At 65.9% G+C, this 25,356-nt stretch carries 22 protein-coding genes; 13 read left to right on the forward strand and 9 right to left on the reverse strand.

Annotation, left to right across the window (positions count from 1 at the left end; translation table 11 throughout):
* The first annotated feature begins 165 nt into the window (after positions 1 to 165).
* A complete protein-coding gene (locus ACIPHN_RS14195) occupies positions 166 to 447 on the forward strand; it encodes a DUF493 family protein (RefSeq protein WP_017452757.1) in 282 nt (93 codons plus the stop codon).
* Positions 448 to 547: 100 nt separating this feature from the next.
* Here the strand turns inward: ACIPHN_RS14195 and gcvA are convergent, their stop codons facing one another.
* Positions 548 to 1,468 carry a transcriptional regulator GcvA gene (gene gcvA / locus ACIPHN_RS14200; protein WP_400437142.1) on the reverse strand — a complete coding sequence of 307 codons (921 nt, stop codon included), beginning with the start codon at positions 1,466 to 1,468 and terminating at the stop codon, positions 548 to 550.
* Between the two features lie 186 nt (positions 1,469 to 1,654).
* On the opposite strand from gcvA, the gene ACIPHN_RS14205 reads away from it, so the two are divergent.
* The 6 genes from ACIPHN_RS14205 (at position 1,655) to ACIPHN_RS14230 (ending at position 9,013) form a co-directional block, all read left to right on the forward strand.
* On the forward strand, positions 1,655 to 2,050 hold the full coding sequence (locus ACIPHN_RS14205) for a DUF2917 domain-containing protein (protein ID WP_400437144.1): 396 nt from the start codon (positions 1,655 to 1,657) through the stop codon (positions 2,048 to 2,050).
* A 35-nt stretch (positions 2,051 to 2,085) separates the two neighbouring features.
* Entirely contained in the window at positions 2,086 to 2,784 is a 699-nt protein-coding gene (lipB, locus tag ACIPHN_RS14210) for a lipoyl(octanoyl) transferase LipB (RefSeq protein WP_400437146.1), read from the forward strand.
* 38 nt (positions 2,785 to 2,822) lie between these two features.
* Complete coding sequence (gene lipA, locus ACIPHN_RS14215; protein ID WP_400437147.1) at positions 2,823 to 3,821, forward strand: lipoyl synthase; 999 nt, start codon at positions 2,823 to 2,825, stop codon at positions 3,819 to 3,821.
* Positions 3,822 to 4,003: 182 nt separating this feature from the next.
* The gene (ribA, locus tag ACIPHN_RS14220; RefSeq protein WP_400437149.1) at positions 4,004 to 4,696 is read left to right on the forward strand and encodes a GTP cyclohydrolase II; all 693 of its coding nucleotides are present in this window, start codon (positions 4,004 to 4,006) and stop codon (positions 4,694 to 4,696) included.
* 147 nt (positions 4,697 to 4,843) lie between these two features.
* Positions 4,844 to 6,016 (forward strand): CobW family GTP-binding protein, encoded by a 1,173-nt coding sequence (locus tag ACIPHN_RS14225; protein WP_400437151.1) that lies wholly within the window; start codon positions 4,844 to 4,846, stop codon positions 6,014 to 6,016.
* Between the two features lie 156 nt (positions 6,017 to 6,172).
* On the forward strand, positions 6,173 to 9,013 hold the full coding sequence (locus ACIPHN_RS14230) for an EAL domain-containing protein (RefSeq protein ID WP_400437153.1): 2,841 nt from the start codon (positions 6,173 to 6,175) through the stop codon (positions 9,011 to 9,013).
* 69 nt (positions 9,014 to 9,082) lie between these two features.
* Here ACIPHN_RS14230 and ACIPHN_RS14235 read toward each other — a convergent pair whose 3' ends face one another.
* Together ACIPHN_RS14235 and ACIPHN_RS14240 are read right to left on the reverse strand one after the other, a co-directional pair.
* Positions 9,083 to 10,018, reverse strand: a complete 936-nt coding sequence (locus ACIPHN_RS14235; protein WP_400437155.1) for an AEC family transporter — start codon at positions 10,016 to 10,018, stop codon at positions 9,083 to 9,085.
* Between the two features lie 73 nt (positions 10,019 to 10,091).
* On the reverse strand, positions 10,092 to 10,796 hold the full coding sequence (locus ACIPHN_RS14240) for a GntR family transcriptional regulator (RefSeq protein ID WP_400437156.1): 705 nt from the start codon (positions 10,794 to 10,796) through the stop codon (positions 10,092 to 10,094).
* Between the two features lie 180 nt (positions 10,797 to 10,976).
* Here ACIPHN_RS14240 and mnmC point away from each other — a divergent pair, with 180 nt between their 5' ends.
* Positions 10,977 to 12,842: an FAD-dependent 5-carboxymethylaminomethyl-2-thiouridine(34) oxidoreductase MnmC gene (gene mnmC / locus ACIPHN_RS14245; RefSeq protein WP_400437158.1), complete on the forward strand. Its 1,866-nt coding sequence runs from the start codon at positions 10,977 to 10,979 to the stop codon at positions 12,840 to 12,842.
* On the opposite strand, the gene ACIPHN_RS14250 is transcribed toward mnmC, so the two are convergent.
* Together ACIPHN_RS14250 and ACIPHN_RS14255 are read right to left on the reverse strand one after the other, a co-directional pair.
* The gene (locus ACIPHN_RS14250) at positions 12,839 to 13,177 is read right to left on the reverse strand and encodes a YXWGXW repeat-containing protein (protein ID WP_400437160.1); all 339 of its coding nucleotides are present in this window, start codon (positions 13,175 to 13,177) and stop codon (positions 12,839 to 12,841) included. The genes mnmC and ACIPHN_RS14250 overlap by 4 nt on opposite strands.
* A 272-nt stretch (positions 13,178 to 13,449) precedes the next feature.
* Positions 13,450 to 14,424: a GNAT family N-acetyltransferase gene (locus ACIPHN_RS14255; RefSeq protein ID WP_400437161.1), complete on the reverse strand. Its 975-nt coding sequence runs from the start codon at positions 14,422 to 14,424 to the stop codon at positions 13,450 to 13,452.
* A gap of 243 nt (positions 14,425 to 14,667) precedes the next feature.
* Here ACIPHN_RS14255 and ACIPHN_RS14260 point away from each other — a divergent pair, with 243 nt between their 5' ends.
* Positions 14,668 to 16,275, forward strand: coding sequence for an NAD(P)/FAD-dependent oxidoreductase (locus ACIPHN_RS14260; protein WP_400437163.1), 1,608 nt, complete (start codon positions 14,668 to 14,670; stop codon positions 16,273 to 16,275).
* 108 nt (positions 16,276 to 16,383) lie between these two features.
* On the opposite strand, the gene phaP is transcribed toward ACIPHN_RS14260, so the two are convergent.
* From phaP to ACIPHN_RS14275, 3 genes are all read right to left on the reverse strand, one after another.
* Entirely contained in the window at positions 16,384 to 16,953 is a 570-nt protein-coding gene (gene phaP / locus ACIPHN_RS14265) for a TIGR01841 family phasin (RefSeq protein WP_400437165.1), read from the reverse strand.
* Positions 16,954 to 17,173: 220 nt separating this feature from the next.
* Complete coding sequence (locus ACIPHN_RS14270; RefSeq protein ID WP_400437167.1) at positions 17,174 to 18,427, reverse strand: patatin-like phospholipase family protein; 1,254 nt, start codon at positions 18,425 to 18,427, stop codon at positions 17,174 to 17,176.
* A 115-nt stretch (positions 18,428 to 18,542) separates the two neighbouring features.
* A complete protein-coding gene (locus tag ACIPHN_RS14275) occupies positions 18,543 to 18,755 on the reverse strand; it encodes a DUF3717 domain-containing protein (RefSeq protein WP_400437169.1) in 213 nt (70 codons plus the stop codon).
* 221 nt (positions 18,756 to 18,976) lie between these two features.
* Between ACIPHN_RS14275 and ACIPHN_RS14280 the strand changes: the two genes are divergently transcribed.
* From ACIPHN_RS14280 to ACIPHN_RS14295, 4 genes are all read left to right on the forward strand, one after another.
* Entirely contained in the window at positions 18,977 to 20,212 is a 1,236-nt protein-coding gene (locus ACIPHN_RS14280) for an SfnB family sulfur acquisition oxidoreductase (protein WP_400437171.1), read from the forward strand.
* Between the two features lie 49 nt (positions 20,213 to 20,261).
* Entirely contained in the window at positions 20,262 to 21,524 is a 1,263-nt protein-coding gene (locus tag ACIPHN_RS14285; protein WP_400437173.1) for an SfnB family sulfur acquisition oxidoreductase, read from the forward strand.
* Positions 21,525 to 21,542: 18 nt separating this feature from the next.
* A complete protein-coding gene (locus tag ACIPHN_RS14290; RefSeq protein WP_400437174.1) occupies positions 21,543 to 22,922 on the forward strand; it encodes an LLM class flavin-dependent oxidoreductase in 1,380 nt (459 codons plus the stop codon).
* 147 nt (positions 22,923 to 23,069) lie between these two features.
* On the forward strand, positions 23,070 to 23,858 hold the full coding sequence (locus tag ACIPHN_RS14295; protein ID WP_400437219.1) for a MetQ/NlpA family ABC transporter substrate-binding protein: 789 nt from the start codon (positions 23,070 to 23,072) through the stop codon (positions 23,856 to 23,858).
* Positions 23,859 to 23,873: 15 nt separating this feature from the next.
* Here the strand turns inward: ACIPHN_RS14295 and ACIPHN_RS14300 are convergent, their stop codons facing one another.
* Complete coding sequence (locus tag ACIPHN_RS14300) at positions 23,874 to 25,343, reverse strand: aspartate/glutamate racemase family protein (RefSeq protein WP_400437175.1); 1,470 nt, start codon at positions 25,341 to 25,343, stop codon at positions 23,874 to 23,876.
* Positions 25,344 to 25,356: the final 13 nt, after the last annotated feature.

Here is a 25,356-nt window from a genome sequence, read left to right on the forward strand (position 1 = left end):
ATGATGGCGGGCGGCCTCGAGGTTTTCTGCACGTGGGGCCGTCGGCATGGCGTAGAATGCAGGCATTCCCCACGTATTTCCTCCGCTTGAAGCCGGCCGGTTCGTCCCCATCTGAGGACATTGAAACCAGGAGCGCCCAGGCGGACAACGCCAAGGCGGTTTGCCATGACTATGCCCACTATTTCCCCTGAAGAATCCCTGATCGAGTATCCCAGCGACTTCCCCATCAAGGTAGTCGGGATCACCCACGATGCCTTCGCCGAGACCATTGTCGCCATGGTCATCGAGCACGATCCCGAGTTCCATGCGGGCAAGGTCGAGATGCGTCCGTCCACCCAGGGCAAGTACCTGTCGCTGACGCTGACCGTGCGCGCCACCAGCCGCACCCAGCTCGACAACATCTATCGCGCGCTCTCCACGCACGAGATGGTCAAGTTCGTGCTCTGAGCACGGATCGCGTTTTGCCCGCGAGAAACCGGCGCAGCCTGCCAGGCGCGCCGGTTTTTTGTTGCCTGGTCCCGATGCCGGTGCAGCCTCGCCGTCACGCTCACCCCGGCCAGGCGGGGCTGGCGTGGAATTGCGCCATCTCCTCGCTGATCCAGCGCTTGAAGGCCGCTACGCCCGGCTTGTCCAGTCCTTCCGGCAGGTGCACCAGGTAGTGTGCCTCTTCGCAGCGCCAGGCCACGTCGAACAGGCGCACCAGTTCGCCGCTGGCAATCTGCTGGGCCGCGATCAGGTGGCGTGACAGCGCCACGCCCTTGCCATCGGCGGCCTGGCGCAGGGTCAGCGAGGAATCCTCGATCACCAGTCCGCCACCCGGCTCGGGCAGGTCCAGGCCTGCCTCCCGCAGCCAGGGCAGCCAGGACTCGCGCGTATCCATGCGCAGCAGGGTGCAGTGCGCCAGGTCGGCCGGACGCGCCAGCTTCTTGCTGCGCGTGCCGCGATAGGTGGGGGCGGCCACCGGGTAGTAGTAATCGTCGCTGAGTTTTTCCACCACCACGCCGCTGTAGTGGCCGCGCCCGAAGCGCAGGCCCACATCCACCCCGTCCAGGCGCAGGTCGGCCAGGTGGCTGCCCGATTGCAGTACCACCTCGATCTCGGGATGGGCGTCGATGAATTTCCATAGCCGTGGCGCCAGCCAGCGCGAGGCAAACGAGGGCGTGGCCGAGATCACCAGGCGCTGCTGGCGGTTCAGGCTGCGCAGATGCTCGGCGGCCACGGCGATCTCGGAGAGCGACTTGCGGATGGTGGCGGCAAAGCGCTGGCCGGTCTCGGTGATGGAGATGCGCTTGCCGTGGCGGGTGAACAACTGCAGGCCCAGGTCTTCCTCCAGCGCTCGCACCTGGTGGCTGATGGCGCCGGGGGTGACATGGACTTCCTCGGCCGCGCGCGAGAAGCACTCGTAGCGGGCGGCCGCATCGAAGGCGCGCAGGGCGGCCAGGTTGGGGAGCTTGCGCAGGTCTGCCATGTTCATTCCCTTGTGAATTTAATTCGCAATGAGGCCGAATATATATCGTTTTGCTGCGCCCGTGCGGCTTCCTACAATGACAGCACATTCAACACAGTCTCAGGCATTTCAGCTCTGAAAGCCGCACCCGGTCGGGCAAGTCGGCGGGGGCGAGGCTTGCCCGGCGCAACAGCAGAGGTGTCCGCCATGTCAATTCCATTCACAAATGAAAGCAGCATCGCCAGGCTGGAAGAAGGCCAGACCCTGGCCCATCCCCTGCGCAGCGCCGTGCGCATCCGGGTGCGCAGTGGCCTGGTCTGGCTGACGGTGGAGGAGGGCGGCGCCGATGTCTGGCTCAGTCCCGGGCGCGATTTCGATTTCCACGGATGCGGGCTGGCGGTCTTCGAGGCGGTCCGCGGCGCGGCCGAGTTCGAGGTGGTGCCGCTGCCGGGATGGGGTGCGCGCCTGTGGCGCTTCATCAGGGGGCCGGGCCGTCCGTTGGCATCGACGGCTACGCCTGCGGCTGCGTCGGCTTGCCCCGACGCTGGCGATACGGTACGTATCAGCAGGTTGTTGCCACGCGGACTGATCCGCTGGTTCTGACACGGGAAGGACCGAATTTCGCTACACTGGCGGGCATGCAAACCGCTCTACCCACCGCCGCTGCTGCTACCGCCGGCACCGGCGCACGCCTGCCGGAGATCATCCGGCGCGGTGTCGAACCCTACGAGGCCAGTTTCGCCGCCATGCGCGCCTACACCGACGCGCGTGACGGCGACAGCGCCGACCAGCTCTGGATCGTCGAGCATCCGCCGGTCTACACGCTGGGCCTGGGGGCCGATCGCGCCCATGTCCTCCATCCCCACGACATCCCCGTAGTGCAGACCGACCGCGGCGGCGAGGTCACCTACCACGGCCCCGGCCAGGTGGTGATCTACCTGCTCATGGACCTGCGCCGCCACCGCAGCGGGGCGCGCCTGTTCGCCCGCGAATTCGTGCACAACATCGAAGAGGCGGTGATCGACACGCTGGGGGCGTATAATCTGGCCGGTGAACGCAAGCAGGGGGCGCCCGGCATCTATGCCGCCGACGGCCCCTGGCAGGGCGCCAAGGTGGCGGCCCTGGGCTTGAAGATACGCGGCAACGGCTGCACCTACCATGGGGTATCGCTGAATGTGGCGATGGATCTGGCGCCGTTTTCCTGGATCAACCCCTGTGGCTACGAAGGCCTGGCCACCGTGGACATGCAGACCCTGGGGGCCAAGCAGGCCCGCCTGGCCGATGTCCAGGACTTGCTTGCCAACCAACTGATCGCCCGCTTCGCGGGCATGGCTTGAGCCTCCAGCGCGGTGCGCCCGAGGCCGGAACGACCGACATGACTACCGATATCACTCCTGCAGCAGATTCCTCCTCCAATGCCAATGCCGCCGGTGCGGCCCGCGTGAACCCGCTGGACAAGCAGAAGGGCGCCGGCAAGACCGCCTGGATCCCGATCAAGGTGGTGGCCGCCGAAAAGCTGAAGAAGCCGGACTGGATCCGCGTCAAGGCCGGCTCGCCGACCACGCGCTTCTACGAGATCAAGGACATCCTGCGCGCCAACAACCTGGTGACGGTCTGTGAGGAAGCCTCCTGCCCCAACATCGGCGAATGCTTCGGCAAGGGCACCGCGACCTTCATGATCATGGGTGACAAGTGCACCCGCCGCTGCCCGTTCTGCGACGTCGGCCACGGCCGACCCGACCCGCTGGACCCCAACGAGCCGGAAAACCTGGCCAAGACCATCGCCCAGCTGCGCCTGTCCTACGTGGTCATCACCAGCGTGGACCGCGACGACCTGCGCGACGGCGGCGCCGCCCACTTCGCGGCCTGCATCCAGCGCGTGCGCGAGCTTTCGCCCGAGACCCGCATCGAGATCCTGACCCCGGACTTCCGTGGCCGCATGGACCGCGCCCTGGAAATCCTCAAGATGGCCCCGCCGGACGTGATGAACCACAACCTGGAAACCGCTCCGCGCCTGTACAAGGAAGCGCGCCCGGGTTCGGACTACGAATACTCGCTGAGCCTGTTGAAGCGCTTCAAGGACCTGCATCCCGAGGTACCGACCAAGTCCGGCATCATGGTGGGCCTGGGCGAGACCGACGAGGAAGTGCTGCAGGTCATGCGCGACATGCGCGCCCACAATGTCGACATGCTCACCATCGGCCAGTACCTCATGCCCAGCGGCGATCACCTGCCGGTGCGCCGCTACGTGCACCCCGACACCTTCAAGATGTACGAGGAAGAGGCCTACAAGATGGGCTTCGTGCACGCCGCCGTGGGCGCCATGGTGCGTTCCAGCTACCACGCCGACCAGCAGGCGCACGGCCTGGTGTAAGCCGGCCGGCCATCGCGCCGCAAGGCCCCGCCGCGTGCGGGGCTTTTTGTTGCGCCGGGGAAATTCAAATTCCCCGTACAAGTCGCTCAGGTGGCTTGTACGGGACAGCGGGGGCGCTGAAAGAAACCCGGCCGCAAGGTAAGATATGCGGTTCTCAGCATTCGTCTCGAAAGCAGGTTGTCATGTCTTCACCGATCGCACCGGCCGCGACAGCGCCGGAAGAAAAACTGGAATTCGTCAGCTCGTGCAAGTTGCCCATGCCCTGGGCCACTTTCGAGCTGCACGCCTTCTATGATGAAATTTCCGGCAAGGAACATCTGGCCCTGACCCTGGGCGACGTGGGCAATGGCGAACCGGTACTGGCGCGCGTGCATTCCGAGTGCCTCACCGGCGATGCCCTGTTCTCCCAGCGCTGCGATTGCGGCGCCCAGCTGGAGTCGGCCCTGAAGAAGATCGCCAAGGAAGGTCGCGGCGTGCTGTTCTACCTGCGCCAGGAAGGGCGTGGCATTGGTCTGTTGAACAAGATCCGCGCCTACCACCTGCAGGACCACGGCGCCGATACCGTGGAAGCCAATGAACGCCTGGGCTTCCCGGCCGACATGCGGCGCTACACCATCGTCTTGCCGATGCTGGCGCACCTGAAGATCAACAGCCTGCGCCTGATGACCAACAATCCGCGCAAGGTCAAGGCGCTGGAAGACAGCGGCATCACGGTGGCCGAGCGCATCGCCCACATCGCCAACCACAATCCCTTCAATATCGGCTACCTGGGCACCAAGGCGCGCAAGCTGGGCCACCTGCTGCCGGGCCTGGGCAAGGCCGAGGCATCGCCGCAGCCCGAGAAGGCATCGCTGGATGCGCATGACAATGAGTGATGGCACATCGATGCTCGCCTGAGGGCGGCCCTCGCTGAAGAGACGGACCCGGGTGGTCCGTCTTTTTTTTTCCGCGCCGGGTCTGGGTTCCTGACGCATCGGTTAGCATGGGGGCTGGACTGTCTTCCCTCATCCCGTCTTTACACCATGAACCCATCCGTACCCGCCAGCGAGGCGCCCATTCCCGTCTCGCTCCTGACCGGCTTTCTCGGCAGCGGCAAGACCACCTTGCTCAACCACCTGATCACCCAGCCGGAGATGAAGGACACGCTGGTCATCATCAACGAGTTCGGCGAGATCGGCCTGGATCACCTGCTGGTGGCGCACAGCCAGGAAGAGACCATCGTCGAGATGAGCAGCGGCTGCCTGTGCTGCACCATCCGTGGCGACCTCAAGAAGACCCTCAAGGACATCACCTGGCGCTTCGCCGAAGGCGGCCAGCGGCGCTTCAACCGCGTGGTCATCGAGACCACCGGCCTGGCCTCGCCCACGCCCATCCTGCATACGCTGATGACCGACCCCTTCATCTCGGCGCGCTATCGCCTCGATGGCGTCATCGTCACGGTCGATGCCGTCAATGGCATGTCCACGCTGGACAACCACATCGAGGCGGTACAACAGGCGGCGGTGGCCGATCGCCTGCTGCTGACCAAGACCGACCTGGCCGATGGCGCTACCCTGGCCGCCCTGCAGGCGCGCCTGCGCACGCTCAATCCGGGCGCGCGCCAGTTGCAGCCGCAGATAGGGCAGATCGCCGCCGCCGAGCTGCTGGATGCGGGTTTGTTCAAGCCTGGCGAGAAGATGCCCGACGTGGCCCGCTGGCTCAACGAGGAAGCCTTTGCCGAGAAGGCCGCGCACGAGCACCATCATCATCACCATGGTCACCATCACGGCCATGGTCATCATGACCACCACGATCATCATGACCACGATGATCACGCGCATGACGTCAATCGCCACGACGACCACATCCGCGCCTTCTGCTTTACCTTCGACGAGCCCATCGATCCGGTGCTCTTCGATGAATGGCTGAGCTTGCTGGTCGGCTTCAAGGGGCCCAACATCCTGCGCATCAAGGGCATCCTCAATCTCAAGGGCGAGCCGCTGCCCACCGTGATCCACGGCGTGCAGCACATCTTCCATCCCACCGCCACCCTGCCGGCATGGCCCTCGGAAGATCGCCGCAGCCGCATCGTCTTCATCACCCGTGATGTCGAGCAGGCCACCATTGCACGCTCCTTCGATGCCTTCATGCAGGCCCAGGCGATCGAACGCGAGGCGCGCGAACAACAGCAGGCGCGCAACAGCGTGGCCTATTGAGGCCGGCCTGGGTGCTAAACTGTTTCCGGGTGGAAAGTGCCGGGGCGGCGGCAAGGGTTTTTCTTGTCCGTTGGTTAAAAATATCTCCCACCAGGCCGATAACGAGGGATGGGCCGGATTATGATCGGCCTCTCATAGGGAAATAACGATTCGTTTATGCAGCGTGTGATCAACAAGCTGGGGGCAACGTTGTCGGCATCGCTCACGCTGGTGCTGGGACTGTGCGCCACCGTGACGGTATTCGTCGCCACCAGCCACCTGGAAGAAGATGCGGTAAGCCTGGACTTCGAGCGCCGGGCCGGCTTGCGTGCCTTCACCATCCAGCGTGGACTGGAGGAGGCCGTCCAGGTGCAGGCGGTGGTGAACCATTTCTATGCCACCGTGGGCGATCCCAGCCGCGAACAGTTCGAGAGCTTCACGCGGCCCCTGCTGGAGCGCTATCCCTATGTGCGCGCCTTCAGCGTGCAGCGCTTCGTGCCGGATGAGGACCGCCTGGTCTTCGAAGCCCTGCGCCAGGGCACCGTGCCCGACTTCCAGATCACCACCATGGTCGATGGCCGCGCCCAGCGCGCGCCGCAGCAGCCGTCCTACCTGGTGGTCGACTTCATCGAGCCCACCGCCGGCAACCAGGCTGCGCTGGGGCTGGACGTCTCGCACAACGCCACCATCATGACGGCGCTCTCGGCGGCCCTGGCCAGCGGTCGCCCGGCCTCGACCCTGCCCACCCGGCTGGTGCAGTTCGCGCCGGAAGAGCGTGGCCTGCTGGTGATCCAGCCGGTCTACCGTGGTGGCGTGCAACCCACTGACCTGGCCGCGCGTCGCGCCGTGCTGGTGGGCGATACCACCGCCGTGCTGGAACTGGGCAGCCTGGTGCAGAAGATCCTCGACGGCGCCGGCCTGATGGCCGACCACGAGATCGGCTTGCGCATCTACGTCGGCCCGCAGGCCGATGACAGCAGCCTGGTCTACCACCACGATAGCGCGGCCCAGGAAGCCCAATGGGTGGACCAGATCCTCAAGCCGGGCAGCCTGTTCCGGCACCCCTCCAAGACCGTCTCCAGCTTCGACATCGCCGGCCAGACCTGGCATGTGGAAATCAGCATTCCGCCACGTTCGTTGTTCTCAGACCACTACGGGTCGCTCCTGATCCTGCTGGTGGGCGTGATCGCCTCGCTGCTCGGGGCGGCCTACATGCGCGCCCTGTCGATGCGCTCGGCGCGCGTGCAGCAACTGGTGGAGGTCAAGACCGCCGAGCTGCGCACCGCCAATGCCCTGCTCTCGGACGACATCAAGGCGCGCCGCGTGGCCGAGCGCGCCCTGCGGCTGCGCCATCAGGCCATCGAGGCCAGTGCCAACGCCATCCTGATCCTCTCGGCCCAGCAGCCCGACTACGCCATCGAATACGTCAATCCGGCCTTTGCCCGCATCACCGGCTACAGTGCCGCCGAGGCGGTGGGCAAAAGCATCCGCTTCCTGGAAGGCCGGGACAGCGATCCCGAGGGCTTCGAGACCGTCTGGATCGCCATGCGCGAACAGCGCGAGCACAACGTGGTCATGCGCAACTACCACAAGGATGGCTCGGAGCTGTGGAACGACTTCTATATCGCCCCGGTGCGTGACGAGAGTGGCGTGGTCACCCACTTCGTGGCGGCGCTCTACGACATCACCTCCATGAAGCGCTACGAGGCCGAACTGGAATTCCAGGCCAGCCGCGACACGCTCACCGGCCTGATCAACCGCCACATGCTGCGCCATCACCTGGAGCAGGCCATCGGTGCGGCCGAGAGGCAGAAGCAGGCGCTGTGGGTGGTGTTCGTGGACCTGGACCGCTTCAAGTTCGTCAACGACACGCTGGGCCACAAGGCCGGCGACACCCTGCTGCGCACCGTGGCCGGACGCCTGCGCGCGGCTGTGCGCGAAGCCGATTCGGTGGCGCGCCTGGGCGGTGACGAATTCATCATGATCCTGCCCGAGCAGGATGATCTCTCCCTCGACACCCGCAGCCTGCAACGCATCATGGATGCGGTGGCCGCCCCCGTGACCCTGGGTGGGCATACCCTGTTCATGACCTGCAGCCTGGGCGTGGCCTGCTATCCCAACGATGGCACCGATGGCGAGACCCTGATCAAGCATGCCGACATCGCCATGTATCGCGGCAAGCAGACCGGCCGCAACAATTTCCAGTTCTATACCCCGGCCATGAACGAGCAGGCGCTGGAACGCCTGCGCATCGAAGGCGACCTGCGCAATGCGCTCGACCACGGCGAGTTCCTGCTGCATTACCAGCCCAAGGTGGACCTGGCGTCCGGCCGCGTCATTGGCAGCGAGGCGCTGATCCGCTGGCAGCATCCGCAACTGGGCATGGTCTCGCCGGCGCGCTTTATCGGCCTGGCCGAAGAGACTGGCCTGATCCTGCCCATCGGCGCCTGGGTGGTGCGCGCAGCCTGCACGCAATGCCGCCAGTGGCAACTGTCGGGCTTCGACGATATCAGCGTGTCGGTGAACCTGTCGGTGGGCCAGTTCCTGCAGAAGGACCTGGTCTCCTCCATTGCCGACGTGCTGCAGGACACTGGCCTGCCGGCCGCCTCGCTGGAGCTGGAGTTGACCGAGAGCCTGATGATGACCGACGTCGAGCACGCCATCGGCATCCTGGCGGGTTTGAAGAAGCTGGGCGTGCGCCTGTCCATCGATGACTTCGGCACCGGCTATTCCTCGCTGGCCTACCTGAAGCGCTTCCCCATCGACGTGCTCAAGATCGACCGCTCCTTCGTGCGCGACATCACCATCGATGCCGACGATGCGGCCATTACCGCCTCCATCATCTCGCTGGCGCGCCACTTGAAATTGCGCGTCATCGCCGAAGGCGTGGAGACCGACGAGCAGCTCGACTACCTGCGCCACTATGGGTGCGACGAGATCCAGGGCTACCTGTTCAGTCCGCCGGTGCCGGCCGACAAGTTCGAGCAGATCCTGCGCCAGGATCGCGTCATCCTGTAGGCACGGCAGCATCCGCATCAGGGCCGCACGGCAATGCCGCTGCGGCCTTTTTTCATGGGCGCGGGGGCGTCAGTGGTGAGCGATCCAGGCCAGGATCAGGGCGATGGTGGGCAGCGACAGCGTGGTCGAGATCAGGATGGCGCGCGACATCACCGTGACCTCGCGCTGGTACAGCTCGGCCAGCATGAACGGTCCGGTGCCGATGGGCATGGCCGCCAGCAGCACGGCGCTGTCGGCCCACACGCGTGGCAGCGGCAGTATCCAGTAGGCCAGCACGGCCGTGATGGCCGGTTGCAGCAGCAGCTTGAAGGCCACCAGCAACGATACCGACACCCGTGCGCGTTGCGCCACCGGCTGCGCCAGGAACAGGCCCAGCGACACCAGCGCACAAGGACTGGCCGCACCGCCGAGGATCTTGAACAATTGCTGCACCCCGCTGGGGATGGTGACGCCCGAGAGCGCCACCGCGATTCCCGCCACCGGCGCGATCATGATGGGATTGCGCAGCAGCGAGCGGCCCACCTTGGAGACCGTCTGGCCCAGTCCGGCCTGGGCATGCAGGCAGGTTTCAAGCAGCACGATGGCCACCGCGAAGAGCAGGCAGGCCGTCATCACCATGGCGATCACCGAGGGCGGCAAGCCATCGTGGCCGAAGGCGAGATAGCACAGTGGAATGCCGATGAAGCCGACATTGGCATAGGAGCTGCCCAGGCTGTCGATGATGATGTCGGGCGCGGCGGCCTGCTGGCGCGTGCGCAGCCAGGCCGTCACCAGGAACACCACCGCCACGCCGATGGCGAAGACGGCAATGAAGCGCAGGTTGGCGAAGTCCGCTGCGGTCAGGCGCGACATCGAATCGAACAGCAAGGCCGGCAAGGCCAGCCAGATCACGAAGCGGTTCAGTTCGCTGGCCGCCCCCGCCGAGAGGATGTTGCGCTTGCGGCAGGCCCAGCCCAGGAAGATCAGCGAAAAGATCGGGAAGACGATGTTGAAGATGGCGAGCATGGCGGCGCGCAGCCCGGCTGCGCCCTGGTTGTCGGTGTGCTGGAAGGGGGCGAAGTGGCGTGGAGCAGGGTGCTCAGGCCTGCTTTCTCTTGCCGGCGTAGTGTTCGCCGGTCAGTACGTGGGCCAGGTGCTCGGCCGCGCTCTCGGCATGCTGGCGCGCCAGCTTGTCGGCCACCGCCGGGCGAGCGTCGAGCATGGCCTGCAGGATCGCTGCGTGCTCATCCCAGACCGCGATGTGCGAGCGCACGTCCGAGGACAGGATGGCGCCCATGGCACGGCGGATGTGCTGCCAGTGCAGGGCGGTGGTCTCGCCCACCATGGGATTGCCGCAGCTGCGATAGATGAACTGGTGGAAATCCATGTCGGCCCGGATGCGCGCCGACAGGTCGCTCATGTCGGCCAGGTCGCGCCCGGCGGCCACCAGCGCCAGCCCCTCGCGCTCACCGGCGGCGCGCAGCTCGGCATCATGGCTCCAGCGTTCGGCGCTGGTGCGCGCAGCCAGGCCATCGAGCACCGAACGCACCTGGTAAAGCTGCATCAGGCGCAGTGGATCGAGCGCGGTCACCATCACGCCCTTGCGCCCGGCATCCTCGATGAAGCCCTCGCGCTTGAGGATCTGGAAGGCCTGCAGGATGGGCTGGCGCGATACCCCCAGCTGCTCGGCCAGGCCCTCCTGGGTGATCTTGGCATTGGGCGCCAGGCTGCCGGTGCAGATGGCATCCAGGATGGCGTGGTAGACCTGTTCGATAAGCTGCGTGGGGGCGTCGATCTTGTACATGGAAAAGGGCAGGCAAAAGGGCCGGCAAAAAACGGGGTGGACGGAAAGGGATTCTCCATTTCCGTGTTCTGTATGCAGATTATTGTTGCAACGCAGCTTTGTCAAGCCGCAAAGCCGGCGTGGAGGGGCGGCGTAAAATGTCGGCCTTGATCTATCCTTGACCTTGCCCGCGCCCACAAGATGCCCGCCCGTCCCCTCCAACTTGCCTCCCCGGAATTGCTGGCCGCCTGGCGCGCCGATGCCGCCCGGCCTGCCCGTGTATTGGCGGCCCCCGCCAGCGGCCTGCAGGACTGCCTGCGCGCGCAGCACAGCACCACCGTGCTGGACCTGCATTTCGGCCTGGGCCAGGCCTTCCTTGCCACCTGGCGTGCCTTTGCCAGCATGCGCGGGCAGGGCGGGGCGCAGCGCCTGCACTACGTGGCGATCCTGCCGCATCCTCCTGCGCCGGAGGCGTTGCATGATCAGGATGAGGACTTAAGTTATACACAGGCCTTGCGTGCCGTCTGGCCGCTGGCCATGCCGGGCACGCACCGGCTGTTGCTCGATGAAGGCCGTATCACGCTGACCCTGGTATGGGGTGGGCTGGAAGAAGAACTGGCCCGCCTGGATGCCCCCGTCGACCTGTTCTACCTGCATGCCAATGCACCGGCTTTCGATCCCGCCGCACCCGCCTGGCATGCCCACGCCTGTAAGCGCCTGGCGCGGCTGGCCTGGACCGGTGCGCGTGCGCTGGTGTGGGGTGGTGCCGGTCAGGATGCACTGGTGGCCGCAATGCGCCAGGTCGGGTTTGCCGGCGAGGCGGTGGAGGGGGCGCTGGCCCTGCGCTATGCCCCCGCCTGGGCGCGCCCGCCGTCGCACGTGGCGGCGGCCGACACGCCCTTGCAGCGCACACCGGTCCATGCACGCCATGCCCTGGTGATCGGCGCCGGACTGGCCGGTACCGCCATCACCGAACGACTGGGCGCGCGCGGCTGGCGCATCGACCTGGTCGATGCCGGCCCGCAAGCGGCCACGCGTGCCTCCGGCAACCATGGCGGCCTGTTCATGCCGGCGCTGGCGCGTGACGAGAGCCCGCTGGCCCGGCTGACCCGCGCCGCCTTCCTGTTCGCGTCCCAGCGCTGGCAAGCCCTGGGCGGGGTGGGGGTGGACGAGGGCGCGGCCATCATCGGCGAATGCTGCGGCATCCTGCAATTCGGGCGCGATGCCAAGCAGGCCTTGTCCTTCGAGCAGGGCGCGCAGGAGTGGCACTATCCGGCGCGCTATGCCCGCTGGATGTCGGCCGATGAAACGGCTGCCGCGCTGGGCATGGCCACGATGGGAGGGGGGTATTTCTTCCCCGAGGCCGGCTGGCTCAATCCGCCCTCGGTGTGCCGACGCCTGCTGGCCGAGGCCCAGGCGCGGGGTGGCGTGCAGACCCACTTCAACAGCGAGGTCGCCAGCCTGCGGCGGCAAGACGGCCAATGGCAGGCCAGCGACGCTGCCGGCCGGGTGATCGCACAGGCGCCGGTACTGGTGCTGGCCGCAGGTATCCAGGCGCGCCAGTTGTTGCCGGGCATGGACCTGCCGCTGTCTGCCGTGCGCGGCCAGGTCACCCACCTGCCGGCGGCGGACTTCCCATCCTTGCCTTACGCCCTCTGCGGCGACGGCTACCTGACCCGGCCCTACGGTGGCCTGGTCTGCATGGGCGCCAGCTACGACCGGGATCATGATCCCGCCCTGCGCGCCGCCAGCCACGCCGGAAACCTCGATCGCCTGCGCCACATGCTGCCGCAGATCGACGAGCGTGTGAGCTTGCCTGCCGCTGAGGATGCCGCACTGGCCGGGCGGGTCGGCCAGCGTTGCATCGCCCCCGACCGTCTGCCGCTGGTGGGCGCCTTGCCGGGTGAAGAGGGACTTTACGGCGTGTTGGGCTATGCCTCGCGTGGCCTGATCTGGGCGCCGCTCATGGCCGAGTTGCTGGCGGCCATGCTGGAGCGCGAACCCCTGCCCCTGCCACGCGAGCTGGTGGCGGCCCTGGACCCGGGCCGCTTCACCGGAGAGGCTTAACGCACCCAGTGTCCAGGAATGAAGTGCCAGCCGCCACGGGGACCCTGCTGCCAGTGGGCCGGTTCATAGCGGGCATAGCCGCGATGCATGCGTTCCCAATGGCCGGCGGCCCAGACGTGGCGGTGGCCATCCCATGCCCAGTAGCCCGGCGCCCAGACATAACCATGGCGTGGCGGAGGGGCGGCTTCATAGCGCGGCGGCGGCGGCGCATTGCCCACGCGCACGTCGACCCCGACCACCTGCGCCTGGGCGGCGGGGGCCATGGCGACGGTGGCGCCGACAGCGGCAAGGGTGGTCAGGAAGGCGAAGGCGAGGCGTGTCGTTGTGGTTTTCATCGTGTACTCCTGCAGTTGGCAATGGATGATGCGCGGCATCTCGGGAAGGTGTTGCTGGGTTTCGTTCATTCCCGCGTGCCGTGAATCCAATGTAGGAGTGACCCCGCTTCAAGACTGTAATTTTCTGTGTCCAGATGTGTCGTCCGGCGCCTGGCGCACATTGTCATGCCCGCCGCCAGGCCGCGCCAGGACTGGAGGGCGCGGCTGCCGTGGGCACTTGCCGGTAACAACTCCGGGCAGACTGATACGTTGGAGGCGGCCGTTGGCGGGGCTCAGGCCCGGGCCGCACGCACATAGCGCTGTTCCACCACGCGGCTCCCCCATTGCTCGCCCGGGGCTTGCTCGGCCAGCGTGAAGCCGGCATCCAGGTACAGATGGCGCGCCGCATCCAGGCCCTGGAAGGTCCACAGGTAGCAGGCCAGCCGGTGTTCATCGAGGAAGTCCATGGCCGCCTGCAGCAGGCGCCGTCCGACCCCGGTGCCGCGCAGGCTGTCATCGACGATGAACCAGCGCAGGTGGGCCTGCCCGCTCTCCAGGTCGCCATCGATGACGATCGAGGCCAGCGTGCGACCCTGCTCCACATGCAGCCAGAGCTGCCGGCCGGGCGCCGGCAAGCCCTGGGCGAAGGCGCCCAGCTCACTGCCCACCTTGTGCTCGAAATACACGCCGAACCCCGATGCCCGGGCGTAGTAGCGCGCATGCAGGCCGGAGATGTCGCCGATGCAGCCGGGCTGGTAGCCCACCACCAGCGCATCGGACACCGCGCTGTCGCGGCGCGGTGCCAGGTTAGGGTTGTCCCGCGAGAGCGCCTCCGAATACAGCGCCAGCGCGCGCACCAGGCCTTGCTGGTCTTCCGGCACCAGCCGTCGCAGCGCCGCCGAGACCTGGTCGGTGGCGAACTTGTCTATCCTCTTGCGCAAGCCCTGTCCGGCCTCGGTCAGCGACAGGCCCCAGGCGCGGCCATCGCCCGCGACGGCGGTACGCTGCAGCAGGCCCAGCGCTTCCAGCTTGGCCACCTGGCGGCTGGTGTTGGATTTGTCCAGGCACAGGATCTCGCCCAGGTCGCGGGCCTGGATGCCGGGTGTCTGGCCGATCTCGATGATGGCGTGCACCGCCGACGGGGCCAGGTCGCTGCCGGCCAGGGTGCTGCGCATGAAGCCCAGTTCGCGCACCAGCTTGCGCGAGAGTTCACGCAACTGGCGGATGGTCTGTTCGCGCGGGGGCAGGTGCGGGTCGGTGTAGTCCATGGTCATTCCTCGATGGTTGCGATATGCAAGCAGTTAGTCGCCAGATTAACGCCAGATGATTGCGTTGTGCAACTTGTTTGAGGGCCTGCCTGCGGGCTTGTCTCATGCGCGCAACCGGCCGCGGGCTGGGCCGGGCGACGTGGCTGGAGTAGAATGTCGCCTTTCGCGCAGCCCGCCGCATGGCACGCGCCAGGCCGCCTGCGCCGCCTCCTGCATCCCCAGTCTTGTTGAAAGTCCCCGCACATGTTGCGCATCTCTGAGCTAAGCCTTCCGTTGACCCATACGGAAGCAGAACTGAACGCCGCCATCCTCGACCGTCTCGGTATCCAGGCCGATGAGCTGGTGTCCTTCACGCTGTTTCGCCGCAGCTACGATGCCCGCAAGAAGTCGGCCATCACCCTGAACTACACCATCGATGTCGAGGTGAAGGACGAAGCGGCGGTCCTGCAGCGCCATGCGAAGAAGACCAATGTCGCGCCCACGCCCGACACTTCCTATCACTTCGTCACCCGCGCCCCGGCCGGCCTGAAGAAGCGTCCGGTGGTGATCGGCTTCGGTCCCTGCGGCCTGTTTGCCGCGCTGCTGCTGGCCGAGATGGGCTTCAACCCGATCATCCTGGAACGCGGCAAGACCGTGCGCGAGCGCACCAAGGACACCTGGGGCCTGTGGCGCCAGCGCGAGCTCAAGCCCGAATCCAACGTGCAGTTCGGCGAAGGCGGGGCCGGCACCTTCTCCGACGGCAAGCTCTACAGCCAGGTCAAGGATCCCAAGCACTATGGCCGCAAGGTGTTGACCGAATTCGTCGCCGCCGACGCGCCGCCGGAAATCATGTACGTCAGCAAGCCCCACATCGGCACCTTCCGCCTGGTCAAGATGATCCAGCTGATGCGCGACAAGATCGAGAAGCTGGGCGGTGAATTCCGCTTCGAGCAGCGCGTCGAGGATGTGTTGATCGAAGACGGCCAGATCCGTGGCCTGACCCTGGCCTCGGGCGAGCAGATCGAGGCCGACCATGTGGTGCTGGCCATCGGCCACAGCGCCCGCGATACCTTCGAGATGCTGTACGAGCGCGGTGTCTACATCGAGGCCAAGCCGTTCTCGATCGGCTTCCGCGCCGAGCACCCGCAGTCGCTGATCGACAAGTGCCGTTTCGGCCCCAGCGCCGGCCATCCCATCCTCGGCGCGGCCGACTACAAGCTGGTGCACCATGCCGCCAATGGCCGTTCGGTCTACAGCTTCTGCATGTGCCCGGGCGGCACGGTGGTGGCGGCCACGTCCGAGCCGGGCCGGGTGGTCACCAATGGCATGAGCCAGTATTCGCGCAACGAGCGCAATGCCAACAGCGGCATCGTGGTGGGCATCTCGCCGGCCGACTATCCGGGGCATCCGCTGGCCGGCATCGCCTTCCAGCGCGAGTGGGAAAGCCGCGCCTATGAACTGGGCGGCGGCAACTACGATGCGCCGGGGCAACTGGTGGGCGACTTCATCGCCAACCGTCCCTCGACCGCGCTGGGCAGCGTGGAGCCATCCTACAAGCCGGGCGTGAAGCTGGGCGACCTCAACCCCTCGCTGCCCAAGTACGCCATCGATGCCATCCGCGAAGCCCTGCCGGCCTTCGACAAGCAGATCCGTGGCTACGCCATGCACGACGCCGTGCTGACCGGTATCGAGACCCGGACCTCCTCGCCCATCCGCATCAAGCGCGATGACCACAGCCTGCAAAGCCTGAACACCCGCGGCCTCTATCCCGCCGGCGAGGGTGCGGGTTATGCCGGCGGCATCATGTCGGCCGCCATCGATGGCATCCGTGTGGCCGAGGCACTGGCGCTGGATATCGCCGCCCAGGGCTGATCCCGGCGCGACACCAAAGCAAAAGGCCGCTCCGGTTTCCCGGAGCGGCCTTTTTCGTTTGCCTTGCTGGTGTTGCTGGTGTTGCTAGTCCTGCTGATCGCCTACCGATTACTTCTTGGCGCGGGTCGCAGCGACGGTCTTTTCAGCGGCAGCGGTGAATTGCTTGGTCGCGTTGCTCAGGTTGGCTTCCAGGGTTTCCACGGCTTGCTTGCTGGTCTTGGACAGTTGCTCGTAGGCAGCGTTGGCGTTGGTCAGAGTGGCCTTCAGGATGGAGACAGCCTGTTCCGAACCCGGGGGCGCATTCTTGCTGATCTCGTCGATCAGGGCCGACAGCTTGCGGCTGGTTTCGGCGACCTGGGCTTCGGCAGCCTTGGTGAATTCAGCCTGGGTGGCCGAGACGATGCCCGCCAGGTGACGACCGTAGGCGGTGGCCTTTTCGGCGCCCGGTTGGGCTTGGGCGGCGGCAACAGCCAGCAGTTCTTGCGGATCCTTGGCAGCGGCCAGCTGCTTGGCGGCGGCGGTGGCTTCTTCCAGGGTGGCCTTGGTGGCCGACAGGTTCAGGTCGACGATCTTTTCAACGCCTTCGAAGGCCTTGGCGGTGAGGCTGTTGATCAGGTCGAGCTGGGCTTGCAGGTTGGCTTTGGTGGCGGCGGAAAACTGATCTTGGTACGAGAACATCTTCATCTCCTTGGTGATATGACAAATGAGCAGCCGGACAGTCGGCTTTCGAGAGCGGCTTTCGACCAGAATCAACAAACAATCATGATTTGTGCGCCGCAACAATTCCTATTTTATGCACTTCTTTGGTGAAATCAAGTGTTATTTGTGCGCCGCACAAATTTATTTGCGAGGCCGTGGAAATTATGCGACGGCGCACCCAGCAAGGCTTTGCGGCCGATCAAGACGAACGTTCGGTCGGTTTTGCCGCCCTGGCTGCCTTGGACGGGGCCACATGGGTCTCGCCGCTGGGCAGGTCATGCACCACGATGCCGGTATCGCTTTCCGAGAAGGGGCAGCCCTGGCCCAGCGCGATGCCGCGCAAGCCATCCTGGTAACCCTGTTCCCAGCGCCACTGCACCGAGCCCCGGGCGAAGTTGACGTCCTTGGAGGCCATGTTCCAGTCGCGTCCGGCATAGGCCAGGCGCACGATGTGGATGGTGGTATCGGCCCCCAGCTCGGCCATCATCTGGCGGTCTTCCTGGGTCAGTAACTCGCGCGGCAGGCGCTTGTAGAGCGCGTGGGCGGCGCGGCGCAGGCGGTATTGCTGGAGATAGGCGTCGATATGGCGCTGCGAGCGCGAGGCGAAGGTGACATCCTTCTCGCGCGTCTGTACCTCTTCCAGCGTGCGCGGTTCGGGGCCATCGGCGTGCCACAGGTCCACCATCATGCACAGCAGATTGGTACGCGGCTCGTCGTTGAGCACGGTTTCCAGCGGGGTATTGGAGTACAGCCCGCCATCCCAGTACAGCTCGCCGTCCACCCGCACCGGCGCAAAGCCGGGCGGCAGGGCGCCGCTGGCCATGATGTGCTCGGGACCGATGGGGCGCGCCTGGGAATCGAAATTGACCAGCGTGCCACAGGTGACCTTGACCGCCGACACCGTCATGCGGATGCCCGAGGCGCCGTTGAGGTAGTCGAAGTCGACCAGGCGCGCGAGCGTCTCCTGCAATTCGGCCGTGCTGTAGAAGCTGGCTTCCTCGGGCGGCACCGGCAGGCCAGCGGCGAAGGCATTGAAGGGGCGCGGCCGGAAGAAGCCGGGGGCGCCGCGCATGAAGGTGTCCAGCGTGGTCATGCGGGTGGCCAGCGGACGCAGGGTGTCGGGCACCTGGCGCAGGTCGAACAGGTCGGGGTGGGCGACGGTGTCCCAGAATTCGCGCAGGCGGGTGATGCGGGTCTCACGCGGGTTGCCGGCGATGAGGGCGGCATTGATGGCACCGATGGAGGTGCCGATGACCCAGTCGGGCGTGAGGTCGTGTTCATGCAGCGCCTGGTAGACCCCGGCCTGGTAGGCTCCCAGCGCGCCACCGCCCTGCAGCACCAGCGCCACGCGCGGCCGCCGCGTGGCGCTGGCGGTCTTGGCGGCGGTCGTCGCAGGTTTGGCCGCCGGCGTCTTGCGACCGGACGGGGGCGTTTGTTCAGGCTCCTTGCGCATCGTTCTTCCTTTCAGGGTGTTCCAGAGAGATCCGGGAACAGCGGGAACGTTCAGAAGGAGTCTAGGATAACGCGCTTACAGGAAAGTGACGATGACAGAACGCAGCGGTCCGGAATCAGGCCCGGCTGGCGCGCCAGGACTCGATCAGCTGGCGGGCTTGCGGCTCGATCTGTTCCAGCGTCACGTCGTGGCGGCGGTAGAAGATCATCAGGGCGTACAGGCCGGCCAGGACATTGACTTCGGGGGACAGTGCGCACTCCTCTCCGCTGGCCGGGCGCTGGTGGCGCCAGTAGTTGATGGCATCTTCAAGTTCGGTGAGGGTAAGCATGGCGGTGTTTCTGGGTAATGACGTAATGACAAACGTCGGCGCATTCTAGCGCACTTTGTCCGTCTTTTCGCCTGGAACCCGCGTATTGCCGGGCTTTCATGCGGGCAACGCATAAGCAATTGCGCAATGCTTAGTTCGAAATCGCGGCGTGCTTTGCTCTAATGAGACCCCGCATGCGTGCGCCCGTCGGCGCCGCCGCCGATTCTGTAAGGAGTGGTCCCATGTCCGCGCACCTCCCCCATGCCCCGCGCCGCCCCAGCCTGCGTCCGGCCCAGCACATTGCCAGCGAGCAGCAGGCCATCAAGGTGGCGCGCGAGCTGGCCCGGGAATTCGCCGCCGGTGCGGCCGAGCGTGACCGCCAGCGCGTGCTGCCCTTCGCGGAGATCGAGCGTTTCTCGCAAAGCGGCCTGTGGGCCATCTCGGTGCCGCGTGAGCACGGCGGCATCGGCGCTTCCTGGGTGACGGTGGCGGAAGTCTTTCGCATCATCTCGGCCGCCGATCCTTCCATCGGACAGATTCCGCAAAACCACTTCGGCAACCTCAACGTCATCGCCCATGCCGCCAGCGAAGAGCAAAAGCGTTTCTTCTTCGGCGAGGCGCTCGACGGCGCCCGTTTCGGCAATGCCGGGCCGGAACGCAACGGCAAGAACGTGCTCGACGTGCGCACCCGCGCCAGCCTCGACGTGGCCGCCGGTGATGGCAGCTATCGGCTCAACGGCACGCGCTTCTATTCCACCGGTGCGCTCTATGCACACTGGATTCCCAGCCGTGCCGTCGATGACGAGGGCGTGCCGCTGTTCGTCTACAACCGCCACGACGCCGAGGGTTTGCGCGTCATCGACGACTGGTCCAGCTTCGGCCAGCGCACCACCGCCAGCGGCACCGTGGTGTTCGACAATGTGCCGGTGCCGGCGGCACAGGTGCTGGTGGTCAAGGACCTGTTCCAGCGTCCCAACAACATCGGTCCGGTCTCGCAACTGATCCAGGCCGCCATCGACGTGGGCATCGCCGAAGCCGCCGTGCGCGATACGATCGCCTTCGTCACCACCCGTTCGCGCCCCTATATCGACAGCGGCCTGGAACGCGCCGCCGATGACCCCTACATCCTGCGCGACATCGGTCATCTCACCGTGCGCCTGCATGCCGCCGAGGCCCTGCTGGAACGTGCCGCCCAGGTGCTGGACGCCTTGCCCGCGCAGCCCGACTTCGCGCAGATGGCCCAGGCCTCGGTCGCCGTGGCCGAAGCCAAGGTGCTCTCTACCGAACTGTCGCTGCTGGCCTCCGAGAAGCTGTTCGAACTCTCCGGTTCGGCGGCCACGCTGGCGGCCCACAACCTCGATCGCCACTGGCGCAATGCCCGCGTGCATACGCTGCACGACCCGGTGCGCTGGAAGTATTACGCCGTCGGCAACCATGCCCTGAACGGCACGCCGCCGCCACGTCACTCGTGGAGCTGATGCCGGCGTGCATCACTCTCATCCCCCTCATTCTCGTTAGGGAATCGCCATGACCCAGACCGCCATCGCCGAGCTCGCCAGCGCCACGCTCGACTCGCTCCCCCCACCCTCGGCCACGCCGCCGCGCAGCGTCGCCCGCCTCCGCGACGACGCCCAGGCCCTGGCCACCGCCCACCGGCTGGCCGAGGACTTCGCCCGCGAAGCCGCCCTGCGCGACCGTGAACGCAAGTTGCCCTGGGACGAGCTGGAGCGCTATGTGCGCTCGGGCTTGTGGGGCATCACGGTGCCGCGTGAATATGGCGGTGCCGGGGTTTCCTATGGCACCCTGGCCGAGGTCATCGCCATCATCTCGGCGGCCGATGGTTCCATCGGACAGATTCCGCAAAACCATTTCTATGCGGTGGAACTGATCCGCGTCAACGGCAACGAATCGCAGAAGCGCTTCTTCTTCGAACGGGTGCTGCAGGGCGACCGCTTCGGCAACGCCCTGGCCGAACTGGGCACCAGGACCTCGCATGACCGCAAGACCCGCCTGACCCGCAACATCGACGGCCCCGGCTATCGCATCAACGGTCGCAAGTTCTACGCCACCGGTGCGCTCTATGCCGACTGGGTGCCGACCTCGGTGATCGATGAGTTGGGCGTGCAGCAACTGGCCATCGTGCCGCGCCATGCACCGGGCCTGACCATCATCGATGACTGGTCCGGCTTCGGCCAGCGCACCACCGGCAGCGGCAGCGCGGTGTTCGAGAACGTCCATGTACCGGCCGATGCCGTGATCGGGTTTTCCTCGGCCTTCTCGCGCCCGACCCAGATCGGGCCGATGGCACAGATCCAGCACGCAGCCATCGACCTGGGCATCGCCCGGGGCGCCTACCGCGACCTGCTGGAATTCGTGCGCACCCGTTCGCGCCCATGGATCGACAGCGGTGTCGAACGCGCCGCCGAGGATCCGCTGACCATCCGCGAAGTGGGTGACCTCACCATCCAGTTGCACGCCGCCGAAGCGCTGCTGCAACGCGCCGGTCGCAAGGTCGATGCGGCCGCCGCCGACCCCACGGAAGACAGTGTGGCCGCCGCCTCCATCGCCGTGGCCGAGGCGCGCGTGCTGACCAATGACGTGTCGCTGGCGGCCGGCAGCAAGCTCTTCGAACTGGCCGGTTCACAGTCCACGCTGGCCGAGCACAACCTCGATCGCCACTGGCGCAATGCCCGTACCCACACCCTGCACGATCCGGTGCGCTGGAAGTACCACGCCATCGGCAACTACGTACTCAACGGCAAGAAGCCACCGCGCCACGGCGCGCTCTGACGCATCCCGGGAATCATCATGGCCAAGAAGGAAATCCGTCTCAACGCATTCAACATGAATTGCGTCAGCCACATCAACCACGGCCTGTGGACGCATCCGCGCGACCGCTCGCAGGACTACACCGACATCGCCTACTGGACGCAGCTGGCGCGCCTGCTGGAGCGCGGCAAGTTCGACGGCCTGTTCCTGGCCGATATCGTCGGCGTCTATGACGTCTACCAGGGCAACACCGATCTCACCTTGCGCGAGACGATACAGTTGCCCGTCAACGATCCCTTGCTGCTGGTCTCGGCCATGGCGGCCGTGACCGAGCACCTGGGCTTTGGCGTCACGGCCAATCTGAGCTACGAGACGCCCTTCCTGTTCGCCCGCCGCATGTCCACGCTGGACCATCTCACCGCAGGTCGGGTGGGCTGGAACATCGTCACCGGCTACCTCGACAGCGCCGCCCGCGCCATGGGCCTGCACGAACAGCTGGAGCACGACCAGCGCTACGACCGCGCCGATGAATTCATGGAGGTGGTCTACAAGCTCTGGGAAGGCAGCTGGGAAGACGGCGCCGTGCTGCGCGATCGCGCGCGCCGGATCTATGCCGACCCGGCCAAGGTGCACAAGATCCACCATCATGGCGACTACTACCACGTCGAAGGCATCCACCTGAGCGAGCCCTCGCGCCAGCGCACACCGGTGCTCTACCAGGCCGGATCCTCGGGACGCGGCCAGGCCTTCGGTGCGCGCCATGCGGAGTGCGTGTTCATCTCCAGCCAGAGCCGCGATGCCACGCGCAAGCTGGTGCAGAGCATCCGGGACGGCGCTGCGCGTGAAGGGCGCGATCCGGATGCGATCAAGATCTTCATGGGCCTGACCGTAGTCACCGGCCGCACCGATCAGCTGGCGCAGGAGCGCTTCCGCGAATACGCCAGCTATGCCAGTCCCGAAGCCGGGCTGGCGCATTTCTCGGCCGGCACCGGCATCGACTTCTCACGCTTTGACCTGGATGAACCGATCCGCGCCGCCAAGACCAATGCCATCGAATCGCTGGCCAAGACCGTCACCCAGCCCGAGCTGAACTGGACCAAGCGCAAGCTGTTGCAGCAGCTTGAACTGGGTGGGCGCTACGCCAGCATCGTCGGCTCGCCTGAGCGCATCGCCGACGAGCTGGAGGCGTGGGTGGCAGAGACCGGCATCGATGGTTTCAACCTCACGCGCACGGTGACGCCGGAAAGCTTCGAAGACTTCGTCGACCTGGTGATTCCGGTGTTGCAGGAGCGCGGATCTTACAAGCGTGATTACGCCAGCGGTACGCTGCGCGAGAAGCTGTTCCAGCGTGGCGCGACCCTGCCGCAAGAGCACGTGGGCGCGGGTTTCCGCGTTGCGGCCAGTGCCGAGCATGCCTGATCCGGTGGCCGCGCAATCACATGCGCGCGCCACATAAGCAAGCCTGAAAAGATTCCTTCCCCGACCCGACGGGCGCACCTACAGTTGTTCTTTTTACAGTCGGGGAAGCGGATGAACTACGTAGCAAAAACCGTGTTGGCATGGGCCATGTTCGTCATGGCGGGATGGACGGCGACGTCGCCGGCAGCAGCGGCAGAGGAAAGGGTATTGCGGGTCGGTGTCACCAGCGGTCCGCATGCACAGATCTTCGAGCAGGCGCGGCGCGTCTTCGAGCGTGACAATCCCGGCTACAAGATCAAGATCATCGAGTTCAACGACTACATCCAGCCCAATGCCGCACTGGATGCTGGCGAGCTCGATGCCAACAGCTACCAGCATCGGCCCTTCCTGAATGCGCAGATCAAGGCGCGCGGCTACAAGCTCTATGCCGAGGGCAAGACCATGATCGGCCCGATGGCGATCTATTCAAAGAAGTACCGCAAGCTCGATGACATCCCGGTGGGCGCCAAGATCGGCATCCCCAACGATCCCGCCAATGAAAGCCGGGTGCTGCTGTTGTTGCAGAAGCACGGCGTGCTCAAGCTGCGCGCCGGCATCGATCCGCTCACCGGCACCAATGCCACGCCCATCGACATCACCGACAATCCGCGCAAGTGGAAATTCATCGAGATCGATGCCGCGCAACTGCCACGCACGCTCGACGACCTGGATGCCTCGGCGGTCAATGCCGACTATGCCGCCAAGGCGGGCCTGAGCCCGGCGCGTGACAGCCTGGTGGTGGAGAGCGGCGACAGTCCCTATGCTTGCCTGATCGCCGTGCGTGAGAAGGATCGCGCGCAACCCTGGCTGGGTCGGCTGGTGCAGGCCTACCAGTCCGACGAGGTCAAGCGCTACATCGAGACTGAATTCAAGGGCGGCATTCTGGCAGCGTGGTAAGGATTTCCTCTTTGTTCAGCCGGCGCGCCGCTCACCGGCCAGCGCCACACAACGGCGCGCCAGCGTATCGGTAGGATCGACCAAGGTGATGCGCTGGCCATCCTCTTGTACCAGCTCGGCCATGGGCAGCAGCAATGGCAATTCGGTACAACCCAGGATCACCACCTGGGCGCCTTGCCGCACCAGGTCATCGAGACCGGCGCGGATATCGTCCTGGCATTGCCCTTCGGTATAGCCCGCCTTCACGCCGTGGCGGCCATAGATGGCCTGCATCACGCGCTCCTGCATGTCCGCTGAGGGCCTCAACTGCTGCAAGCCCTGTTCGGCCAGGGCGCGTTCGTAGACCCCGCTGCCCAGCGTACCGGAGGTGGCCAGCAGACCGACTTGCTTCAGTGCGGGGAAGCGCTCGCGGATGCTCTCTACCGTCACCGTCAGCATGTTGACGATGGGGATGGACAGGCGCGGCTGGATGCGTTCCACATAGGCGTGCGCAGTGTTGCAGGGAATGGCGATGAGATCGGCGCCGCCGTCTTCGAGCTTCTTGCAGGTGGCGTAGAGGGCGATGGTCGGATCCTGCCCCTGGCCGATCAGGTTCTCGGTGCGGTCGGGGATCTGCGGATTCTGCTCGACGTGCAGCTTGATGTGATCCTGGTCGCGCGCCGCCGGTGTATTGCGCACCACCTTCTGCATGAAATCCACGGTCGCCGCCGGCCCCACGCCGCCCACCACGCCCACCTTGAAGGGCTTGCTGGTGGCCTGGCGCTGGCCCTCGGCGATATAGCGCGCATAGACCTGGTTGCTGTCGATGACGGGGATGGCCAGCGTCGACAGGCGCGCCAGGGCCTGTGCCACCAGGGCCACCTCGGTCAGGCCCGGCAGGATCACTTGCGCGCCCTGCGCCTGCAGGCTGGCGGCGGCGCGGTCGAGCTTCATCAGCGGTGCGCCATCCAGTTGCCCGGTCTTGATGCCGCCGGGACCATAGACGGCGTCGGTGACCAGGTCGCCGTCGGCGTCCAGGCGTGGATAGAGCAGCTCGAATCGCGGCGCCGGGAAGTAGCGCTCGAACAGGCCGCTGGCGCGCGTGTAGTCGGAGGCCAGCACACCGATGCGGGTGGACTGCGGATAGGCCTGCTCCAGATGGTGGCGCAGCGCTTCCATCATGTCCACGATGGGCAGGGTGGTATTGGCCTTGAGTTCGTCCAGGAAGGTGTGGCTGAGGAAGCAGGGCAGCACCACAGCGCCCACACCGCGTTGTTCGAAGTCGCGGATCATGTCGAACACATAGAGCTTGCGCTCGGTGGTGGCGGCGCTGGTGGCGCCGCTGCTGCCCAGGGGATGCTGCTCGAACACCACGTCGGCTTCACCGATGCTGCCGCGCGCGGCCATGGCCTGCATCAGCTTGAAGAACACATCGGCCGAGGCCAGCGGACCGAGGCCGCCGATGATGCCGTAGGAGCGTCGGGGGCTGGCGGGAGTGGGGGACATGGTGCTTCCTTTC

Origin of the sequence: Herbaspirillum sp. NPDC087042, from assembly GCF_044745245.1 — a bacterium.
Taxonomy (GTDB): Bacteria; Pseudomonadota; Gammaproteobacteria; order Burkholderiales; family Burkholderiaceae_D; genus Herbaspirillum.

Excerpts from the sequence above, each read along its gene's own strand:
- ACIPHN_RS14250 (WP_400437160.1), bottom strand. The coding sequence starts at position 13,177 with ATGAAAACCACAACGACACGCCTCGCCTTCGCCTTCCTGACCACCCTT.
- ACIPHN_RS14230 (WP_400437153.1), top strand. The coding sequence starts at position 6,173 with ATGCAGCGTGTGATCAACAAGCTGGGGGCAACGTTGTCGGCATCGCTC.
- ACIPHN_RS14225 (WP_400437151.1), top strand. The coding sequence starts at position 4,844 with ATGAACCCATCCGTACCCGCCAGCGAGGCGCCCATTCCCGTCTCGCTC.
- ACIPHN_RS14285 (WP_400437173.1), top strand. The coding sequence starts at position 20,262 with ATGACCCAGACCGCCATCGCCGAGCTCGCCAGCGCCACGCTCGACTCG.
- mnmC (WP_400437158.1), top strand. The coding sequence starts at position 10,977 with ATGCCCGCCCGTCCCCTCCAACTTGCCTCCCCGGAATTGCTGGCCGCC.
- phaP (WP_400437165.1), bottom strand. The coding sequence starts at position 16,953 with ATGTTCTCGTACCAAGATCAGTTTTCCGCCGCCACCAAAGCCAACCTG.
- lipB (WP_400437146.1), top strand. The coding sequence starts at position 2,086 with ATGCAAACCGCTCTACCCACCGCCGCTGCTGCTACCGCCGGCACCGGC.
- ACIPHN_RS14195 (WP_017452757.1), top strand. The coding sequence starts at position 166 with ATGACTATGCCCACTATTTCCCCTGAAGAATCCCTGATCGAGTATCCC.
- gcvA (WP_400437142.1), bottom strand. The coding sequence starts at position 1,468 with ATGGCAGACCTGCGCAAGCTCCCCAACCTGGCCGCCCTGCGCGCCTTC.
- ACIPHN_RS14205 (WP_400437144.1), top strand. The coding sequence starts at position 1,655 with ATGTCAATTCCATTCACAAATGAAAGCAGCATCGCCAGGCTGGAAGAA.
- ACIPHN_RS14240 (WP_400437156.1), bottom strand. The coding sequence starts at position 10,796 with ATGTACAAGATCGACGCCCCCACGCAGCTTATCGAACAGGTCTACCAC.
- lipA (WP_400437147.1), top strand. The coding sequence starts at position 2,823 with ATGACTACCGATATCACTCCTGCAGCAGATTCCTCCTCCAATGCCAAT.
- ACIPHN_RS14255 (WP_400437161.1), bottom strand. The coding sequence starts at position 14,424 with ATGGACTACACCGACCCGCACCTGCCCCCGCGCGAACAGACCATCCGC.
- ACIPHN_RS14300 (WP_400437175.1), bottom strand. The coding sequence starts at position 25,343 with ATGTCCCCCACTCCCGCCAGCCCCCGACGCTCCTACGGCATCATCGGC.
- ACIPHN_RS14275 (WP_400437169.1), bottom strand. The coding sequence starts at position 18,755 with ATGCTTACCCTCACCGAACTTGAAGATGCCATCAACTACTGGCGCCAC.
- ACIPHN_RS14295 (WP_400437219.1), top strand. The coding sequence starts at position 23,070 with ATGTTCGTCATGGCGGGATGGACGGCGACGTCGCCGGCAGCAGCGGCA.
- ACIPHN_RS14270 (WP_400437167.1), bottom strand. The coding sequence starts at position 18,427 with ATGCGCAAGGAGCCTGAACAAACGCCCCCGTCCGGTCGCAAGACGCCG.
- ACIPHN_RS14290 (WP_400437174.1), top strand. The coding sequence starts at position 21,543 with ATGGCCAAGAAGGAAATCCGTCTCAACGCATTCAACATGAATTGCGTC.
- ACIPHN_RS14280 (WP_400437171.1), top strand. The coding sequence starts at position 18,977 with ATGTCCGCGCACCTCCCCCATGCCCCGCGCCGCCCCAGCCTGCGTCCG.
- ACIPHN_RS14235 (WP_400437155.1), bottom strand. The coding sequence starts at position 10,018 with ATGCTCGCCATCTTCAACATCGTCTTCCCGATCTTTTCGCTGATCTTC.
- ribA (WP_400437149.1), top strand. The coding sequence starts at position 4,004 with ATGTCTTCACCGATCGCACCGGCCGCGACAGCGCCGGAAGAAAAACTG.
- ACIPHN_RS14260 (WP_400437163.1), top strand. The coding sequence starts at position 14,668 with ATGTTGCGCATCTCTGAGCTAAGCCTTCCGTTGACCCATACGGAAGCA.